15 protein-coding genes are annotated in these 16,087 nt (G+C 59.6%); 9 read left to right on the forward strand and 6 right to left on the reverse strand.

Going from position 1 to position 16,087, the window contains the following annotated elements; all coding sequences use genetic code 11:
- Positions 1 to 133 precede the first annotated feature (133 nt).
- Complete coding sequence (locus AC5S27_RS01920) at positions 134 to 904, forward strand: hypothetical protein (RefSeq protein ID WP_493932894.1); 771 nt, start codon at positions 134 to 136, stop codon at positions 902 to 904.
- Between the two features lie 153 nt (positions 905 to 1,057).
- Here AC5S27_RS01920 and AC5S27_RS01925 read toward each other — a convergent pair whose 3' ends face one another.
- The 3 genes from AC5S27_RS01925 to AC5S27_RS01935 form a co-directional block, all read right to left on the reverse strand.
- Entirely contained in the window at positions 1,058 to 2,131 is a 1,074-nt protein-coding gene (locus tag AC5S27_RS01925; RefSeq protein WP_493932895.1) for a glycoside hydrolase family 43 protein, read from the reverse strand.
- A gap of 110 nt (positions 2,132 to 2,241) precedes the next feature.
- Complete coding sequence (locus tag AC5S27_RS01930; RefSeq protein WP_493932896.1) at positions 2,242 to 2,775, reverse strand: hypothetical protein; 534 nt, start codon at positions 2,773 to 2,775, stop codon at positions 2,242 to 2,244.
- A gap of 177 nt (positions 2,776 to 2,952) precedes the next feature.
- Entirely contained in the window at positions 2,953 to 3,945 is a 993-nt protein-coding gene (locus AC5S27_RS01935; protein WP_493932897.1) for a proline iminopeptidase-family hydrolase, read from the reverse strand.
- A 119-nt stretch (positions 3,946 to 4,064) separates the two neighbouring features.
- On the opposite strand from AC5S27_RS01935, the gene AC5S27_RS01940 reads away from it, so the two are divergent.
- Positions 4,065 to 4,358 (forward strand): Dabb family protein, encoded by a 294-nt coding sequence (locus tag AC5S27_RS01940; protein WP_493932898.1) that lies wholly within the window; start codon positions 4,065 to 4,067, stop codon positions 4,356 to 4,358.
- 232 nt (positions 4,359 to 4,590) lie between these two features.
- On the opposite strand, the gene serA is transcribed toward AC5S27_RS01940, so the two are convergent.
- Together serA and AC5S27_RS01950 are read right to left on the reverse strand one after the other, a co-directional pair.
- Complete coding sequence (gene serA / locus AC5S27_RS01945; RefSeq protein ID WP_493937254.1) at positions 4,591 to 6,198, reverse strand: phosphoglycerate dehydrogenase; 1,608 nt, start codon at positions 6,196 to 6,198, stop codon at positions 4,591 to 4,593.
- 317 nt (positions 6,199 to 6,515) lie between these two features.
- Positions 6,516 to 7,742 (reverse strand): pyridoxal-phosphate-dependent aminotransferase family protein, encoded by a 1,227-nt coding sequence (locus AC5S27_RS01950; RefSeq protein WP_493932899.1) that lies wholly within the window; start codon positions 7,740 to 7,742, stop codon positions 6,516 to 6,518.
- 197 nt (positions 7,743 to 7,939) lie between these two features.
- Here AC5S27_RS01950 and AC5S27_RS01955 point away from each other — a divergent pair, with 197 nt between their 5' ends.
- The 6 genes from AC5S27_RS01955 (at position 7,940) to AC5S27_RS01980 (ending at position 14,322) form a co-directional block, all read left to right on the forward strand.
- Positions 7,940 to 8,398 carry a hypothetical protein gene (locus AC5S27_RS01955; RefSeq protein ID WP_493932900.1) on the forward strand — a complete coding sequence of 153 codons (459 nt, stop codon included), beginning with the start codon at positions 7,940 to 7,942 and terminating at the stop codon, positions 8,396 to 8,398.
- 35 nt (positions 8,399 to 8,433) lie between these two features.
- Entirely contained in the window at positions 8,434 to 8,907 is a 474-nt protein-coding gene (locus tag AC5S27_RS01960; protein WP_493932901.1) for a GatB/YqeY domain-containing protein, read from the forward strand.
- Positions 8,908 to 9,281: 374 nt separating this feature from the next.
- The gene (locus tag AC5S27_RS01965) at positions 9,282 to 11,150 is read left to right on the forward strand and encodes a beta-L-arabinofuranosidase domain-containing protein (RefSeq protein WP_493932902.1); all 1,869 of its coding nucleotides are present in this window, start codon (positions 9,282 to 9,284) and stop codon (positions 11,148 to 11,150) included.
- A gap of 102 nt (positions 11,151 to 11,252) precedes the next feature.
- Complete coding sequence (locus AC5S27_RS01970) at positions 11,253 to 12,599, forward strand: APC family permease (RefSeq protein ID WP_493932903.1); 1,347 nt, start codon at positions 11,253 to 11,255, stop codon at positions 12,597 to 12,599.
- 127 nt (positions 12,600 to 12,726) lie between these two features.
- Positions 12,727 to 13,512: a dimethylarginine dimethylaminohydrolase family protein gene (locus tag AC5S27_RS01975; protein ID WP_493932904.1), complete on the forward strand. Its 786-nt coding sequence runs from the start codon at positions 12,727 to 12,729 to the stop codon at positions 13,510 to 13,512.
- A 66-nt stretch (positions 13,513 to 13,578) separates the two neighbouring features.
- Positions 13,579 to 14,322, forward strand: a complete 744-nt coding sequence (locus AC5S27_RS01980; protein ID WP_493932905.1) for a hypothetical protein — start codon at positions 13,579 to 13,581, stop codon at positions 14,320 to 14,322.
- A 65-nt stretch (positions 14,323 to 14,387) separates the two neighbouring features.
- Here AC5S27_RS01980 and AC5S27_RS01985 read toward each other — a convergent pair whose 3' ends face one another.
- Positions 14,388 to 15,068, reverse strand: a complete 681-nt coding sequence (locus tag AC5S27_RS01985; RefSeq protein WP_493932906.1) for a ribonuclease HI family protein — start codon at positions 15,066 to 15,068, stop codon at positions 14,388 to 14,390.
- Positions 15,069 to 15,313: 245 nt separating this feature from the next.
- Here AC5S27_RS01985 and AC5S27_RS01990 point away from each other — a divergent pair, with 245 nt between their 5' ends.
- Entirely contained in the window at positions 15,314 to 16,081 is a 768-nt protein-coding gene (locus AC5S27_RS01990) for an RNA polymerase sigma factor (protein WP_493932907.1), read from the forward strand.
- Positions 16,082 to 16,087 lie beyond the last annotated feature (6 nt).

Here is a 16,087-nt window from a genome sequence, read left to right on the forward strand (position 1 = left end):
TTATCGATGACCTAGCGGGCACTTGCAAGGGTATGACCAGCAAGCCACAAATAACTCCGGAGCAAATAGAAAATCGCCTTCGCGAATTGATTCCTCATCGTTACAACCGTGAACACGGGTAGAACCTCTTACGATGCCATTGCCATTCGAGACACCTTCATTAGGAAAGTACGCTGCCGCTATCCACGCGTTACCAAATCTTCCCGTTTACACTGAAAAACATCTTCTAACGGACTCGCTAAGACTCTACAGAGATGCAGAACTGGAAACGTTTTACGCGCCATTGGAAACGATCAATTGCTCCGCAGGAATAGCCATCGTCGGTATCACTCCTGGCTTTCGGCAAATGAAAATTGCGATTCGTTCTGCCCGCGCTTCTTTGCTTTCAGGCGGGAGTGATTCCGAGGCGTGTACTGTGGCGAAGGCGCACGCCAGCTTTGCCGGAGCTATGCGTAAAAACTTGATTACGATGCTGAACGGAATTGGGCTGAGTGAAGGGTTGGGCATCCCAGACTGCGCCGGATTATTCGATACCTTTCGATCTCAACTTCACACGACGTCGGCCATCCGATACCCAGTGTTTGTCCGCGGAAAAAACTACACTGGGCATACGCCTGGACCGCTACGGCACGCTATGTTGCGCGACATGGTGTTTACCGTATTAGCTCCAGAATTATCCGAAGTGCCGGATGCGCTGATCGTTCCTCTTGGAAAGGCGGTAGAGGAGTGCCTGACAGCGCTGATCTCTTCCGGGCTCTTGAATGCGGAGCGCTGTCTGTTTGGGTTTCCGCACCCATCTGGAGGGAATGGCCATCGCAAGCGGCAGTTCGAACTAAACCGGGAAATCATGCAAATGAAAGTCGCGAATTGGTTTGCGGCACGAACCGTTGCTGCCGGTCAGTAGGTATCGCTGTTGATGCGCTTCTACTTTCAGTCATGCTCGACGGAATCGGTGGCTATGCTGCTTGAGGCTGCGAGGAAGTTTGCGCTGGGGGGATAACGACAGGCGCGTTGGCGGGCGCACTCAATCGCTTCGAGAGCGGAAGCTTGTAAGGGGTTAGTGACCCTTCGTGAGAGCGCGGATGCCGGGGCCGTCCTTGGTCATGACGATGGGGGTGATGTTGCCGTCCTTGTCGAAAATCATCTTGTCGATGGCCATGACGCGCTTGCTGATGCCTGTGGTGTCCAGCGGGTGGCGATGGTAGACGATGTACCAGTCGTCGGTGTCTGGAATATGCAGGACTGAATGGTGACCGGGGCCTTTGGCGATGGCGGAATCGGTTTGCAGGATCTTGCCTGCGCGGGTGAAGGGACCGGTGGGGCTGTTGCTTTTCGCATAGGCAACGCCGTAGTCGGGACCGCCCCAGTCGCCCTCGGACCACATGAAGTAATACGTGCCGTTGCGCTTGATCATGAAGGGGCCTTCGACATAGTTTGTGGGGGTGATCTCTTTGTAGAGTTGGCCGTCCGGCATGGGGATCACATGCTTCAGATCCTGCGACAGTCTGGCGACGACGCAATAGCCCTGGCCGCCGTAGTAGAGATAAATGGAGCCATCGTCGTCCTGGTAGACCATGGGGTCGATGGGCTGGGCGCCATGTTGAAAGTTGCCGATGAGCGGCTTGCCGATGGCATCGACGAAGGGGCCGCCGGGCTTGTCACTTACGGCGACGCCGATGCCGCCGTCGAACATGTCGGTCTTCTGAATATCGTTGGCGGCGAAGAAGAGATAGTACTTGCCGTTGAGATGAATCGCGGATGGGGCCCAGATGGCATAGGCGGCCCATGCTACGTTCTTCACGCTGAGGACTGAGATGTGTTTGGTCCAGTGAACGAGGTCGGGGGAGGAGAAGGCATCGAGGCCGGTCTGCAGCAGGTAGTCCTTGTGGATGACGTGCTGCTTGCGCAGTTCGGTCTGTTGGGCGTTGAAGGTGGGCTGACCAATCACTGGGTCATCGGCGGAAACGCTGCGGGTGGGATAGATCCAGTACTGATGGTCAAAGACACGCACCTCGGGGTCGGCATAGTAACCCTGGGAGGAGAGATCCGTTGTTGCCTGCGCGTGCAGTGGCACTGTAGCGCATGCGATACCGAGCGAGACGAAGAAGGGCAGAGCGCGGGAGCGAAGCATGAGTGGATTTTATCGTTTGAAGTCAAAGACGATTCTGTGCTTTCGCTGAGGAAAAGCTACTTGAGGGTGCGAAGATGTTTGCGCTGGACCGATAGCGAGAAGGGCGTTTATCAGGACTTCTTTTTCGTCAGCAGTAGACTGTAACGCGATTTCACATCACGTAGGGAATAGATACTGCGATGCCCTCGTTGTCTTCTTGACAAGTATTCCTCGAAAGCAGCGATTGCCCTCTTCCGCTGACCTTTCTTCTCCAGGATGGAAGCGATGCGATAGTGGCAATCGGCGATCAAAGAGCGAGCCCACCTGAGGCCTTCACCGCATTCACCATGTGCGAGAATTTCTTCATCCCAACTTGCAAGCCATTTATAGACTTTGAGCGCCTCGCTGCCCCTATTGAGCATGTCGAGTGAGCCTGCGTAACCCCAAATCGCAAGAGGACAATAGGGCGCCTCCTGAAGCGCTTTAATGTCCAATTGAAGGGCACGATCGTACTGGCGTTCTTCATAGTAAGTCAGAGCGAGTCGCGACAGGAGCCAGTGATCCTTTGGCTTCTCTCTCAGTTCAACCTTTATGAGAGTGCGGGCCTTTGGCCAGTCCTCAGCATGAATGAGTTCTTCGATGTGGGCGCTCTGGTTGTGGTTCATAGAAATACAGTCTAGTTGGAGGTATGACCAGATCGCTCCGAAAATTGTGCTCTTAAAACGATGTTTCGAGAAACCGCAATGATTAGTCGCGATAAGTCGGCTTCTCATCAGAGACAGAGGTCTTTGGCGGTGCCTGCCCGTTCACAGGGTTGTTTGCACCGCTCGCGGGGGATTTGCCTAGGCATCCCGCAGGAAGTTGATCAGGTATTCGAAGTAGTTGGCCTGGTCGTCCCACATGCATAGGTGGCTGCCGTTGGGGCAGGTGGCGTTGGTGCCGTTGGGCATGAGGGAGGCCATCTTCTTCAGGTCTTCCGGGTCCATTTCGTCGTAGTGGCCGCCGAGGGTGAGGGTGCGCACCTTGATCTCGTGCAGGCGATCCCAGCGGTCCCAGTCCTTTAGGTTGCCGGTGACGAGGAACTCGCTCTTGCCCTGCATTTGCTCGTAGATCTTGTTGTTCACGCTGCGGAAGGCGCGCTGCACCGGCTCCGGCCAGGGCTGGATGCGGCAGATCATCTGGGGGTAGAGCTCTTCCATCATGATGCGTTCGTACTCGGGGTTGTCGTAGTCCTCGGCGGCTTCGAGCGCGTTGAGCGTGGCGAGCGACTGGGGTGAGAGCAGCTTGACCTTGAGTGCGGCGGTGCAGCGCAGATAGTCTTTGGCGCTGGCGGTCATGTTGGAGATGATGAGGCCGCGCAGGTGCTGCTGGTAGTGGAGCGCGTACTCGATCGAGAGGATGCCTCCCCAGGAGTGGCCGAGGAGGAAGAACTGGTCGAGGCCGAGGCCGCGGCGGACTTCTTCGACCTCTCCGCAGTAGCGTGCGAGGGTCCAGAGGGAGGGGTCGTCGGGCTTGTCGGAGTTATAGGTGCCGAGCTGGTCATAGTAGTACATCTCTATGCCGGCCTGAGGCAGGAAGGACTCGAATGCTTCGAGATAGGGATGGCCGAAGCCGGGGCCGCCGTGGAGCAGGAGGATCTTGATGTCCGCATCGCCGTTGGCCGGGCCGAAGCGCTTGGTCCAGACTTTGTATTTGCCGCCGACGACCGGGATCATGCGGATGCCTGCGGTGCGAATGCCGGTGGGGTTCAGCGTGTCGGGTGTTGTTGGTAAGTCAAGTGGCGGTGGGGCGATGTCTGCGGTCTGGTGTGCTGGGGCGGGCATGGAATCGGTCATGCAATCCTTTGCGGCCTCTCCGATCTGGGATGCGAAGGAAGAAGATGCCGATGCTGCGGGTATGCGATTATCCTCGATGGTGAGAGCGGGCGTGGTCAATACGCTTACGAGGAGATTGCATGTACATCCATATTTTCGGGTTCAAGTGGAAGCCGGGTACGACGGAGAAGCAGAAGGCGCAGGCCGCTTCGGAGATTCAGGCATTCAAGGGCAAGATCGCGGGGCTGCTCGATGTGCATACCGGCCACAACCAGTCGGAGCGCGGCCAGGGATACGAGTTCGTCGGTCTGATGCGCTTCAAGGGCAAAGGTGCGTATGAGGCGTATGTGAAGAGCGGCCCGCACCAGGCGCTGCTGAAGTGGCTGCGGCCGCTGATCGATCCGATTGAGATGGATTTTCTTACGCTGGATTAGCTTGTTCCACGGACAAGAGAGAGGCGCGTATAACGGATCCGTTATACGCGCCTCTTGTTGTTTTTCCGTATGCACAAATGGCGGTAATTCGACGCAAATGCAGGTGACTGATTTGAAAGCAGATCGAACAAATTTGCTTGACAGCGTTTTCACTTCGGGCCGAGGTGAAATTGTTCTACGAGGAACAATCTGTGGAACAAACGAATTGTTCCACAGATTGGCTAGCTACAGGTTAGCCGAGGCGGACCAGTTGGGCGTGGAGCAGGTTGGGGATTTTTCCGAGGGCTTCGAGGACTTCCGAGCCTACGGGTTCGTCGACCTGGACGACCGACAGAGCTTTCCTTGGTTCGGGCGAGCTGTATTCCCGGGTGCGTTCGCGGCCCAGGGCGAAGTTGGCGATGTTGACGCCTTGTTCGCCGAGGACGGTGCCGATGCGACCGATGACGCCGGGGACGTCGAGGTTGCGGCAGACGAGCAAGCTGCCTTCGAGTGGCGATTCGATGTCCATGCCGTCGAAGGCGAGCAGGCGGGGGTGGTCGCCGTGGAGGACCGTGGCGGAGCCTTTGGTGGATCCGGCGGAGTCGTGGATGGTGATCGACAGGACCGAGGCTGCGCCGCCGCGGATGCTTTCCTTCTTCTCTTCGACGATGCGGATGCCGCGCTCCTGGGCGATGGTGGCGGCGTTGATGCGGTTGACGTGCTCGGACTGGGCGAGCAGGCCGGCGATGGCGGCGTTGCGGATGAGGTCGGTTTTGCCTTCAGCTAGGCCGCCGGAGTAGGAGAGGTGAATGCCTTCGATGTTGCGAGGCGCGGCCTGGGAAAGGAAGTTGCCGAGGCGGCCGGCGAGGTCGATGAAGGGCGCGAGCAGGACGTATTCCTCGTGGGTGAGGGAGGCGACGTTGACCGCGTTCTGGACGACGCCGAGCTTGAGGTATTCGCGGACCTGGCGGGCGAGCTGGATGCCGATGGCTTCCTGCGCTTCGTCGGTGGAGCCGGCGATGTGCGGAGTGAGGATGACGTTGGGCATGCCGAGGAAGGGCGATTCCCTGGGCGGTTCGACGGTGAAGACGTCGAGGGCCGCGCCGCCGATCTTGCCGGACTGGAGGCCTGCGGCGAGGGCTGCTTCTTCGATGAGCTCGCCGCGGGCGCAGTTCAGAATGCGGACGCCGTCTCGCATTGTGGCGATGGTGCGCTCGTTGATGATGCCTGCGGTTTGCGGCGTGAGGCCGACGTGGAGCGTGAGGTAGTCGCTGGTGGCGAAGAGCTCCTCGGTGCTGACGAGCTTGATGCCGGCTTCGCGGGCGACGACGGCGGAGACGAAGGGGTCGTGGCCGATGAGTTCAAGGCCGAAGCCGCGGGCCCGCTTGGCTACTTCAAGGCCGATGCGGCCCAGGCCGAGGATGCCGAGGGTTTTGCCTTTGAGCTCGACGCCTTGCAGGGACTTCTTCTCCCACTTGCCGGCGTGCATGGTGGTGTTGGCCTGGGGGAGTTTGCGGGCGAGGGCGAGCATGAGGCCGAGGGTGAGTTCGGCTACGGCTACGGCGTTGGCGCCGGGGGTGTTCATGACGACGATGCCGCGGCGGGTGGCTGCGTCGGCATCGATGTTGTCCACGCCTACGCCGGCGCGGCCGATGACGCGGAGCTTGGGCGCATGCTCGAGCATGGCGTCATCTACCTGGACGGCGGAGCGGACGACGAGGGCGTCGGCGTCGGCGAGAGCCTCGGTGAGTTTGCCGGGGAGCTTCGCAACGTCATCGGCGGTGAGGATCTGCCAGTCGGGCTCGGAGGCGAGGACGGCGAGGGTGCTGGGGGAGACTTTTTCTGCGAGAACGATCTTCATGGATGGGCCTTTTACCGTTTCCGGGCTGGTGCTGAATTCATCGAAGCGGATGTTGTTCTGCGCGCAGAACATCTCAAACATGCGGACGACGGATGCCTGCGGCTTGCCTTCGCCCTGCTCGTATTTCCAGATGGAGTTGGGGTGGACTCCGAGGTGCTCGGCCATCTGGTACTGGTAGAGGTTGAGCTGCTTGCGGGCGAGGATGAGTTTTTCGCCAAAGGTTAATTCGGGCATCTTTGCTTCTAGCTCCTAGCTTCTAGCTCCTAGCTTCTAGCTCCTAGCGTTGAAGCTGGGAGCTAGAGGCTGGAAGCTGGTGGCTAATTTCGGCAGCAGGTTTGGCGGCCGCAGAGGCAGGGATTTTCGAGGGCTTCGTTGGGCTTGCGGTTGGCGAAGACTTCCTGGGCTGCTGCTAATCCCTGGCCCAGCTTGACGGGCAGCTTGAGGGTGTCGCGGGCGATGAACTCCAATGCGCCCAAGAGCGCAATCGTATCCATGTAGTCGAAGAAGCCGAGGTGGGCGATGCGGAAGATCTTGCCCTTCATGTCGCCCTGGCCGTTGGTGATGACGGCGCCGAACTTGGCTTTCAACTCCTTGACGACGGTACCTGAATCCAGTCCTTCCGGAACGGAGACGGCTGTGGCGGCGGCGGATGGGGCGGTGGGCGCGAAGAGCGTGAAGCCGAGGGCGACGAGGCCGGCGCGGGTCATGGCGGCGCAGGTTTCGGCGTTTTCGATGAGGGCTTTACGGCCTTCTGCGAGGCTGCCGCCACCCTGACCGGCGATGTAGTCGAGCGCTGCGCCGAGGCCGGCGATGAGGGCGACGGACGGGGTATAGGCGGATTCGCCTGCTTTGGCGGACTTGCGCTCCTTGCGGAGGTCGAAGTAGTAGCGCGGGTTTTTGCTGGTTTCCATGGCGGCCCAGGCTTTATCGCTTACGCTGAGGTAGGCGAGGCCGGGCGGGATCATGACGGCCTTCTGGCTGCCGCCGATGAGGATGTCAATGCCCCAGCCGTCGACGTCGAAGTGCGTGGTTCCGAGGCCGGTGATCCCATCCACAACCAGAATTGCTGGTGAGTCTGCCGCACGCAGGACTTCGGCGATGGCCTGGACGCAGTGGCGGGTGGCGGTGGAGGTTTCGGTGGCCTGGACGTAGACGGCTTTGGTGTCGGGCTTGAGGGCGGCCTTGATGGCTTCCAGGTCGAAGGTTTCGCCGTAGGGGACGGTGACCAGGTCGATGACGCAGCCGAAGGCCTTGGCGAGGGCGACCCAGCGCTCGCCGAACTTGCCGGCGGAGAGTACGAGGACGCGGTCGCCGGGCGAGGTGATGTTCGAGACGGCTGCTTCCATGGCGCCAGTGCCGGAGCAGGAGAGGAGCAGGACGTCGTTCTGGGTGCCGACGAACTCCTTCAACTGGGCGAGGACCTTGGTGTAGAGGGCGCGGAACTCGGCGGTGCGGTGATGGATGTCCGCGGCGGCCATGGCGAACTGGGCGGCGGGGAGCAGGGGGGTGGGTCCGGGGGTGAACAGGCGGGTTTTGCGGAACATCGACTCTCTCCTGGGTGCAATCACAGAATACACACTGTTGTGAGAAATGTGAATAGCGGGAAGGCTAGTGTGAGTGTGAAGTGTGAGTGTGAAAGGCAGATTTCTTCACTTTGCGGCTTCGGCGCATACTGTGGCATGGTGATACATCTGGATGCGGATGGGCAGTGGCGGTTTAGCCGGATGGAGTGGCACTAAGGATGGACAAATCTCGTTTCAAGCGGCATTTGTGGACCGTTTACGCCGGCGTGATCGTAGCCATATTCTTGATCGTGGTCGCGGAGTTGCAGGGAATACTGTCCCCTCGTGGGCTTGCCTTCTCTGCTTTATTTGTGTGGGTAGCGGGGACGGTTGCTGCGATCGTCATCGGGCGTAAACGTATCAAGGATGCTCAGGCGACGGGCGCGCAGACCCTTCAAGTTTGTCCGATCGTGGATGCCAAGGAACGAAAGCGTATAACGCGATCAATTTGGATGTTCAAAGTTTGCGTGGCCTTCTTGGCGCTTTCCCTGGTGACTGCTCTATGGAGACGGGTGCCTGCTTTCCTGCATGGGCAATATGACGGGCTGTTTCCTGCCCTGGTAGGCGTCGTGATGAATTTAACCCTTACAGCAACCTTCGTGTGGGCGATCAGACAATCACAAAAGAAACTAAAATAGGTACGAACACAGGATTGACAGGAGTTGAAGGCGCGATGAGCGAGACATTGGAAGCACGGGTGAAGGCAGAGACGATTACGGCGATGAAGGCTCGCGACAGTGAGCGAACGACTACGCTGCGGCTGATTACGACCGCGTTGAAGAACAAGGCGATTGAGAAGCGGACGGAACTCACTCCGACTGAGTCAGAGCAGATTCTGGCGACGATGATCAAGCAGCGGCGGGATTCGATTGAGCAGTTCACCAAGGGTGGACGGCCGGAGCTGGCGGCTAAGGAAGCTACCGAAATTGCGGTGATTGAGGAGTTCTTGCCGAAGGCGCTTTCGCAGGAGGAGTTGACGGCGCTGGTGGGGCGCGTGGTGGCTGAGATTGCCGAGGGTGCCGGGGCGAAGCCTGGGCCGAAGGAGATGGGGACGGTCATCAAGGCTGTGCAGGCGAAGCTGGCGGCTGAGGGTTTGCGGGCTGAGGGGCGGCTGGTGAGTGAAGCGGTGAAGCTGGCGCTGGTGTAAGAACAGGGAATAGGGAACAGCCACCCCAGCGACGAAGACCTGTCGCTGGGGACCCCGGCAGGGAATAGCGAACAGGGACAGCAAACGCTGGTTGGTTTGTCTCCACCCGTTGCTGAGTGCGCAACGGGCGGGTTTCCCACAATGTCTATTTCACTCGCAGTGAACAGCAGATTTCCTTTGGGAATGACAACAAGAAAAGCAAGGGCAAGGACAACTGCGACGGTAGCCGCGGGTTCTTCGAGTTCGCTGCTTTCAGATGAAAGCACCCTTTTGTTTTGAGGCGAGTGCTTTATTGGGAATGCAGTGCGGTTAAACGGCTTCTGCATGACACTTGTGCTCTTTGGGGCTTAGGATTGCGGCGAGGGGATTTGTCTATGCTGCGACGTACTTTTCTTAAGAATGGTGTGAAGGTGGCTGGGGCTGCCGCTGTGTTGGCGGGGGCGGATGCTGGCGTGTTCGAGGCTCTGGCTGCGCCTGCTGCTGGTGCGGCGAATGGGCCGCTTGCCGAGTTTAGGTACGGGCAGGTGGAATTGGCGCCGGGGGTGGCGCAGACGCAGTTTGAGCAGACGCAGACGCTGCTGAAGGGGATGAACGAGGATTCGCTGCTGATGCCGTTCCGCAAGCGAGCGGGGCTACCTGCTCCGGGGCCGGAGATGGGTGGTTGGTACGACGAGGTTCCGGGGGATCTGCGGCAGGATGGGCATGGGTTTGCTCCGGCGGAGAACTTCGGGCAGTGGGTTTCTTCGCTGGCGCGGGGGTATGCGGCTACGGGAGATCCGGCGGCGAAGGCGAAGATGAACCGGCTGCTGGACCTGTATGAGCCAACGATTTCGGGGAAGTTTTATTCGAATTTCCGCTTTCCGGCGTATGACTACGACAAGATGGTGATCGCGCTGATCGACGCGCATGAGTTTGGCGGCTGCGACCGGGCGTTTGCGCTGCTGGAGAAGACGACGGATGCGGCGTTGCCGTACCTGCCGGACAGGGTTCTGCCGCGGGAGAAGCAGCGGGAGTGGCGGGCTTCGCGGGGCGAGAAAACGGTGGACGACTTTACATGGGATGAGTCGTATACGATGCCGGAGAACCTGTACCTGGCGTCGCAGCGCGGGGCGGGGGCGCGGTACCGCGAGATGGCTCCGAAGTACCTGATGGATGACGACTGGTTCACGCCGCTGAGCGAGGGAAAGAATGTGTTGCCGGGGCATCATGCTTACAGCCATTGCAATTCGCTGAGCTCGGCGATGCAGGCGTACATGGTGGGTGGCAGCGAGAAGCATCTGCGGGCGGCGAAGAATGCGTATGACATGATCATGGCGCAGAGCTACGCGACGGGCGGCTGGGGTCCGAATGAGAGCTTCCAAGTGCCGAATACGGGCGCGCTGTATGACAGCCTGGGCAAGAGCAATGCTTCGTTTGAGACGCCGTGCGGGAGCTATGCGCATGGCAAGCTGACCCGGTATCTGCTGCGGGTGACGAAGGACGGGCAGTATGGCGACAGCATGGAGCGGGTCTTCTACAACACGGTAATGGGCGCGAAGCCACTGACGGCGGACGGGCATACGTTCTACTACTCGAACTTTGGCGATTCGGGGCAGAAGGTCTACTATCCTTCGCGGTGGGCTTGCTGTGCGGGGACGCTGCCGCAGGTGGCGGCGGATTACCGGATCAACAGCTACTTGCACGATCGCGATGGGGTGTATGTGAATCTCTACCTGCCTTCGACGTTGAAGTGGACGGCGGAGAATGGGGCGCATGTTGCGCTGACGCAGTCGGGCGGGTATCCGCTGGATGGTCATGTGGGGATTGTGGTGAAGGCTTCGAAGTCGGTGAATATGGCGCTGCGTTTGCGGATTCCTGGCTGGGCTGCAGCGGCTGGCGGAGTGCGGATTGCGGTGAATGGACAGGATGTTCAGGCGCCGGTGACGAAGGGTTTTGCTGCGATTTCGCGCAAGTGGAAGGATGGGGATCGGGTTGAGTTGACGCTGCCAATGCCGATGCGGCTGGAGGCTATCGACGGGGCGGCGACGAAGAATCCGAACACGGTGGCGCTGGTGCGTGGGCCGCTGGTGCTGTTTGCGCTGACGGAGAATCCGCCGAAGGTTACGCGGGACCAGTTGCTGGCTGCGACGCAGTTGAAGGGGCAGCCGGTCTGGACGGCTCGGACGGAGAGTGGGCCTCTGCTGCTGACGCCGTTTACGGAGATTCATGAGGAGCGGTATCGGACGTATCTGACGGTCTCGTAACGACCGCTGGCGCTGCCTAAAATTTGCTAGGACATGCGGGGTGCGTAAAGGTAGAGTCGCAGAAAAGCTGCGACTCTACCTTTTGTTTTTGGGGGCAATGGATTGTCCAAACCGGTTCACGCGCCGCAGAGGCATTTGTCACGGATTCTTGGGCTGGGCTTTGGGCTTGCGGTGATCTTCGGCGGCACGGTGGGCGTGGGGATTCTGCGGCTGCCGGGGGAGATTACAGGCCGGTTGGGCAGTGCGCGGCTGGCGCTGGCGGTATGGGTGGTTGGCGGGCTGTATTCGCTGCTGGGGGCGATTTCGCTTTCGGAAGTGGGCGCGGCGCTGCCGCTGGCTGGTGGGTTTTATGTCTACTCGAAGCGCGCATTTGGGCCGGGGACGGGCTTTGCGATGGGGTGGGCGGACTGGCTGATCAACTGCTCGAGCATGGCGTATGCGGTGGTGGCTGCGGCTGAGTATATGTCGACGCTATTCCCCTGGTTGAAGGCACTGGGCACGGCGGCTGAGACTGGAATAGCGGTCGGGTTGCTGGGGCTTTTCTGCTCGGTGCAGTGGTTTGGATTGCGGCTGGGCAGTGGGGTGCAAAAAGTGGCGAGTTCGGTGACGGCGGTGGTGTTTCTTTCGCTGGCTGTGGCTTGTCTGCTGCATTCGCCGGTGACGGCATCGCCTGTTGCCGTCGATTCGCATGTAGGGCATGGGACCGGCTTGCTGGGACTGCTGGGGCCCTTGGTTCTGGTATTGCCGGCGATTGTGGTGGCGTATGACGGTTGGTATGAGGCGATCTACTTTGCGGAAGAGGACCGGAACGCTGCAAAGAATCTGCCGCGGGCGATGATTGGCGGGGTGCTGCTGATTACGGGGCTGTATCTGTTGATGAACTTTGCGTTTCTGCATGTGCTGACGGTGCCGCAGATGGGAGCTTCGAAGCTGGCGGCGGCGGATGCGGCGCGGGTGGTGTTTCCGGCGTGGAGTGGTACGTTTGTTACGGTTCTTTCACTGCTGACTTTGTTGAGCCTGACCAATGCATTGATGATGGGGGCTACGCGGATTCTGTTTGCAGTGGGGAGGGATGGGCTGTTTGCCGGGGCGGCCAAGGTTGCGCCGGGTGGAACGCCGCGGGTGGCGCTGCTGGCGTCGGCGGGGATGGCGGCGGTGCTGGTGCTGAGTGGTCGGTTTGACGAGATTGTGGCGGTGGCAGCGATTCTGATGGCTACCGCTTATTGCGTGAATTACCTGGCGGTGTTTGTGCTTCGGGCGAGGGAGCCCCAGTTGGAGAGGCCGTTTCGGGCCTGGGGTTTTCCGGTGACTACGGGGCTGGTGCTGCTGGGATCGTTGACGTTTCTGGTGTTTGATGTGCGGCAGGATTGGGTGAGTGCGGTACGGGCCGCAGTGTTGCTGGCGGTGGCTGCGCCGGTGTATTGGGTGATGCGAAGGCGGGCCTTGTAAAAGGCTGTACAAACCTATAGAAGGCTGTAGATATCTTTATCCCACCTTAGCCACAAAAACAACGGCGTGGCGAAGGTGGGGCACCCGCATTTGTTTAGTTTATTGAGATGTTCATGGAGGGTTTGGTTTGTTTACTCGTGCGATTGTTCGGCGGCCTGGCGGTAACTTTGCGGATGGGCTGACTACGGTGGATTTTGGTGTGCCGGAGTATGGGCTGGTACTGGGGCAGTGGGAGGCTTACTGCCGGGCGCTGGAGAACTGTGGGCTGGTGCTGACGGTTCTCGAGGAGGACTTGCGGTATCCGGACTCTACGTTTGTGGAGGATGCTGCCGTGATCACCGAGCATGCCGCGATGCTGACGCGGCCGGGGGCTGGGAGCCGGTTAGGCGAGGTGGAAGCGATAGCTCCGGTGGTGCGCGAGTTTTATCCGCAAGCCGCTCAGATCGTTTCACCGGGGACGCTGGATGGTGGGGATATCTGTGAGGCGGGGTCGCATTTCTTTCTTGGGGTTTCGTTGCGGACGAATGAGGATGGCGCGCGGCAGCTTGCTGCGCATCTGGCGAAAGAGGGTTTTACTTCTTCGCTGGTCGATGTGCGGCACATGACAAGCATTCTGCATTTGAAGAGTGGGATCTCTTACATCGGGCCCGGGCCTGCTGGTGAGCAGACTCTGGTGGTGATGGAGGAGATGGCGGCATGGCCGCAGTTTGCAGGGCTGGATTTGCTGGTGGTTTCGCCAGAAGAGAGCTATGCGGCGAACTGCGTGCGGGTGAATGACCGGGTGCTGGTGGCTGCGGGGTATCCGCGGATGACGGAGGAGTTGCGGCGGCGTGGGTTTGATCCGCTGGTGCTGGAGATGAGTGAGTTTCAGAAAATGGATGGCGGGCTCAGCTGCCTTTCGCTGCGGTTTTAACTTCTCAGGGGAGTAGGCTGCGTCACGCATGCTATATTCCTCCCACTTAACATTGGAGGAAATTGCATGACGGCTTCGCAGTCGCAGTTTTTCTGGTCGTTTCTTACCGGAACTGGCGGGTTAGCGGTTTTCTGGGTGGTGCTGTATATCGCTACGCGCAGCCACCCGTGGGCGCTGATCAAGGATGACAATGGAACGTCAAGTACGAGCAAGTTCCAGATGATGATCTGGACGGCGACGGTGGTGTTTGCCTATCTGGCAATTTTCGAAGTGAGGTTTAGCCAGCAGCATCCCGAGGGGGTGCCTGCGATGCCGGTGAACGTGCTGATTGCGATGGGGATCAGCATTGCTTCGACGGTGGCTTCGAAGGCGATTGCAGTGAGCAAGGACAATGCGGCCAAGGATGCGGCAGCCGCCGATCTGGCTCAGCAACAGGCTGTGCGCATTGCGGGTACGGCTGCCGTGGTTCAGGGAGCGGCGCAGGGAGCGGCGGAGGGAGGAGCTCAGCAGGTCAACGTATCCGTGATGACTCCGCCGGCACCCGTAGTGGCGCCTGTTCTACGCGATAAGAGCGGCATATTTACGGATGCGCGAGGCAAGCCGGACCTGGGCAAGGTGCAGGTGATTCTTTGGACGCTGATTGCGATTGGAGTCTTCCTGTCGAACGTGTTTCTGTCCATGTCGAAGACGGGTGTTTGTAATGCGAATCAGGAGTGTATGACGACGATTCCGGACATCTCTCAGACGTTGATGGTGCTGATGGGCCTGGGGCATGGGGCTTATATCGGGAATAAGCTGGCGAGCAATTAGAAAGAGGGAATAGGGATTAGGGATTAGCAAACTGGGAGGCCGGCGATGATGCCGGCCTCTTTCTTTTATTCGCGGACGATTTTTACGAAGATGCCGTCGGGGAGTTCACCTTCGATGAGGTGGACTACGCCGTTTTTGACGAAGCCTTCGAGGACCTGCCTTGGCTGAGTTGGCTTCGGTGGGGCCGGTTTGGACTGAGCGGAGTTCTGGGTTCGGGTGCTGATGGACGAGGGTGAGCCGGAGGGTGGCCGCGGGGTGACGGGAGCCATTGATGAACCGGAGGCCGGGGCTCGGCCCATGCCGCGGTCCATGGCGTCGTTGGCGAGCTGGTCGGCTTCCTTGTTGCCGCCGCGGAGGGTGTGGGCGATTTCGAATTTCTCCAGCTTGCTGGCGCGGCGGCGGGCTTCTTCCCAGAGGGGGCGGAGGTCGGGGCTGTTGACTTTGTATTTGCCCTGCATCTGCTTGACCATCAGTTCGCTGTCGGCGACGACGCGGAGGCGCGGCTGCTTGTTTTCGATGCACCAGGCGAGGACGCCGAGCAGGGCTGAGTATTCGGCGTAGTTATTTGTGCGCTTGCCGAGGTATTCGCTTAGGCGGGCCAGGATGCGGCCGTTCTGGTCTTCGATGACGGCGCCGTAGCCGGCCGGGCCGGGATTGCCGCGGGAGCCGCCGTCGCAGTGGGCGATGAGAAGGCCGGTGGACGAGGATTGTGGCCGGGATTCGTGTTCGGGAAAGAGTGAAGTCATCTGGATCAGTTTACCGAAGGTCAGGGAACAGGGGACAGGGGACCGGGGACAGCGAATAGGGAACAGGGAATAGGGAACAGGGAATAGGGAACAGCAAAAGCGGATTCCCTGCGGGAATGACAGCAAGAAAGGCTGGGCGGATTGTGGCGTGAATGCTCACGATTGCTGGGGGGAATCGTCCATGAGGATACGCGGTACACGCATGGGTTCTGGTAGTTTTGCACTCGTTTTTTTCGGAGAGACGTATGGCGACTGACGCAGTTCCTTTTCCTGGGCAGGTGAGTGGTCTGACTGGGACAGCCTGGCAGGCCTCGCTCGGCGTACAATCCTTGCCAGGAATGGCTACGACTACCAGCAGCGACGGACGGGCTAGAGGGCAGGGCCGCGAGGCTCTCGGCCAGCTTACCAATGAGGAAAAAGAAGAGAAGCTTCGCGTCCGGGCGACCGAAATGGAGCTGATTCGCGAGGCCCAGGCGGGGTCGCGGCCGGCGTTTGACGCGCTGGTGCGGCAGTACGAGCACCAGGTACTGCGACTGGCCTTGCATTTGACGGGCAGTGAGCAGGATGCCGAGGACATTTACCAGGAAGCGTTCTTGAAGGCTTACCGGTACCTGGGCAATTTCCGCTTTGAGTGCTCCTTCTATACGTGGATCTACCGGATTGTGACCAACCTTTGCCTGGACCAGTTGCGGCGGAAGAAGACGCGGCGTGAGGATTCGGCGGTGGTGATGGACCACTCCGGGGATGAGATTGACCTGATGGCTTCGGTTTCCGATGACCGGGCGTTTTCGAATCCAGGGAAAGAACTGGACCGGAAGGTGCTGGGAGAGCGGATTCAGGAGTCGCTGGACACGCTGACGCCGCGGGAGCGGATGGTCTTTGAGCTGAAGCATTACCAGGGATTGCGGCTCAGGACGATCGGCGAGATGTTGAATACGACGGAAGAGACGGCAAAGAATACGCTTTTCCGGGCGACGAAGAAATTGAGGAGCCAGCTATCGGGTTTGCGATAGAGGCTA

The organism is Acidicapsa borealis, from assembly GCF_059115245.1.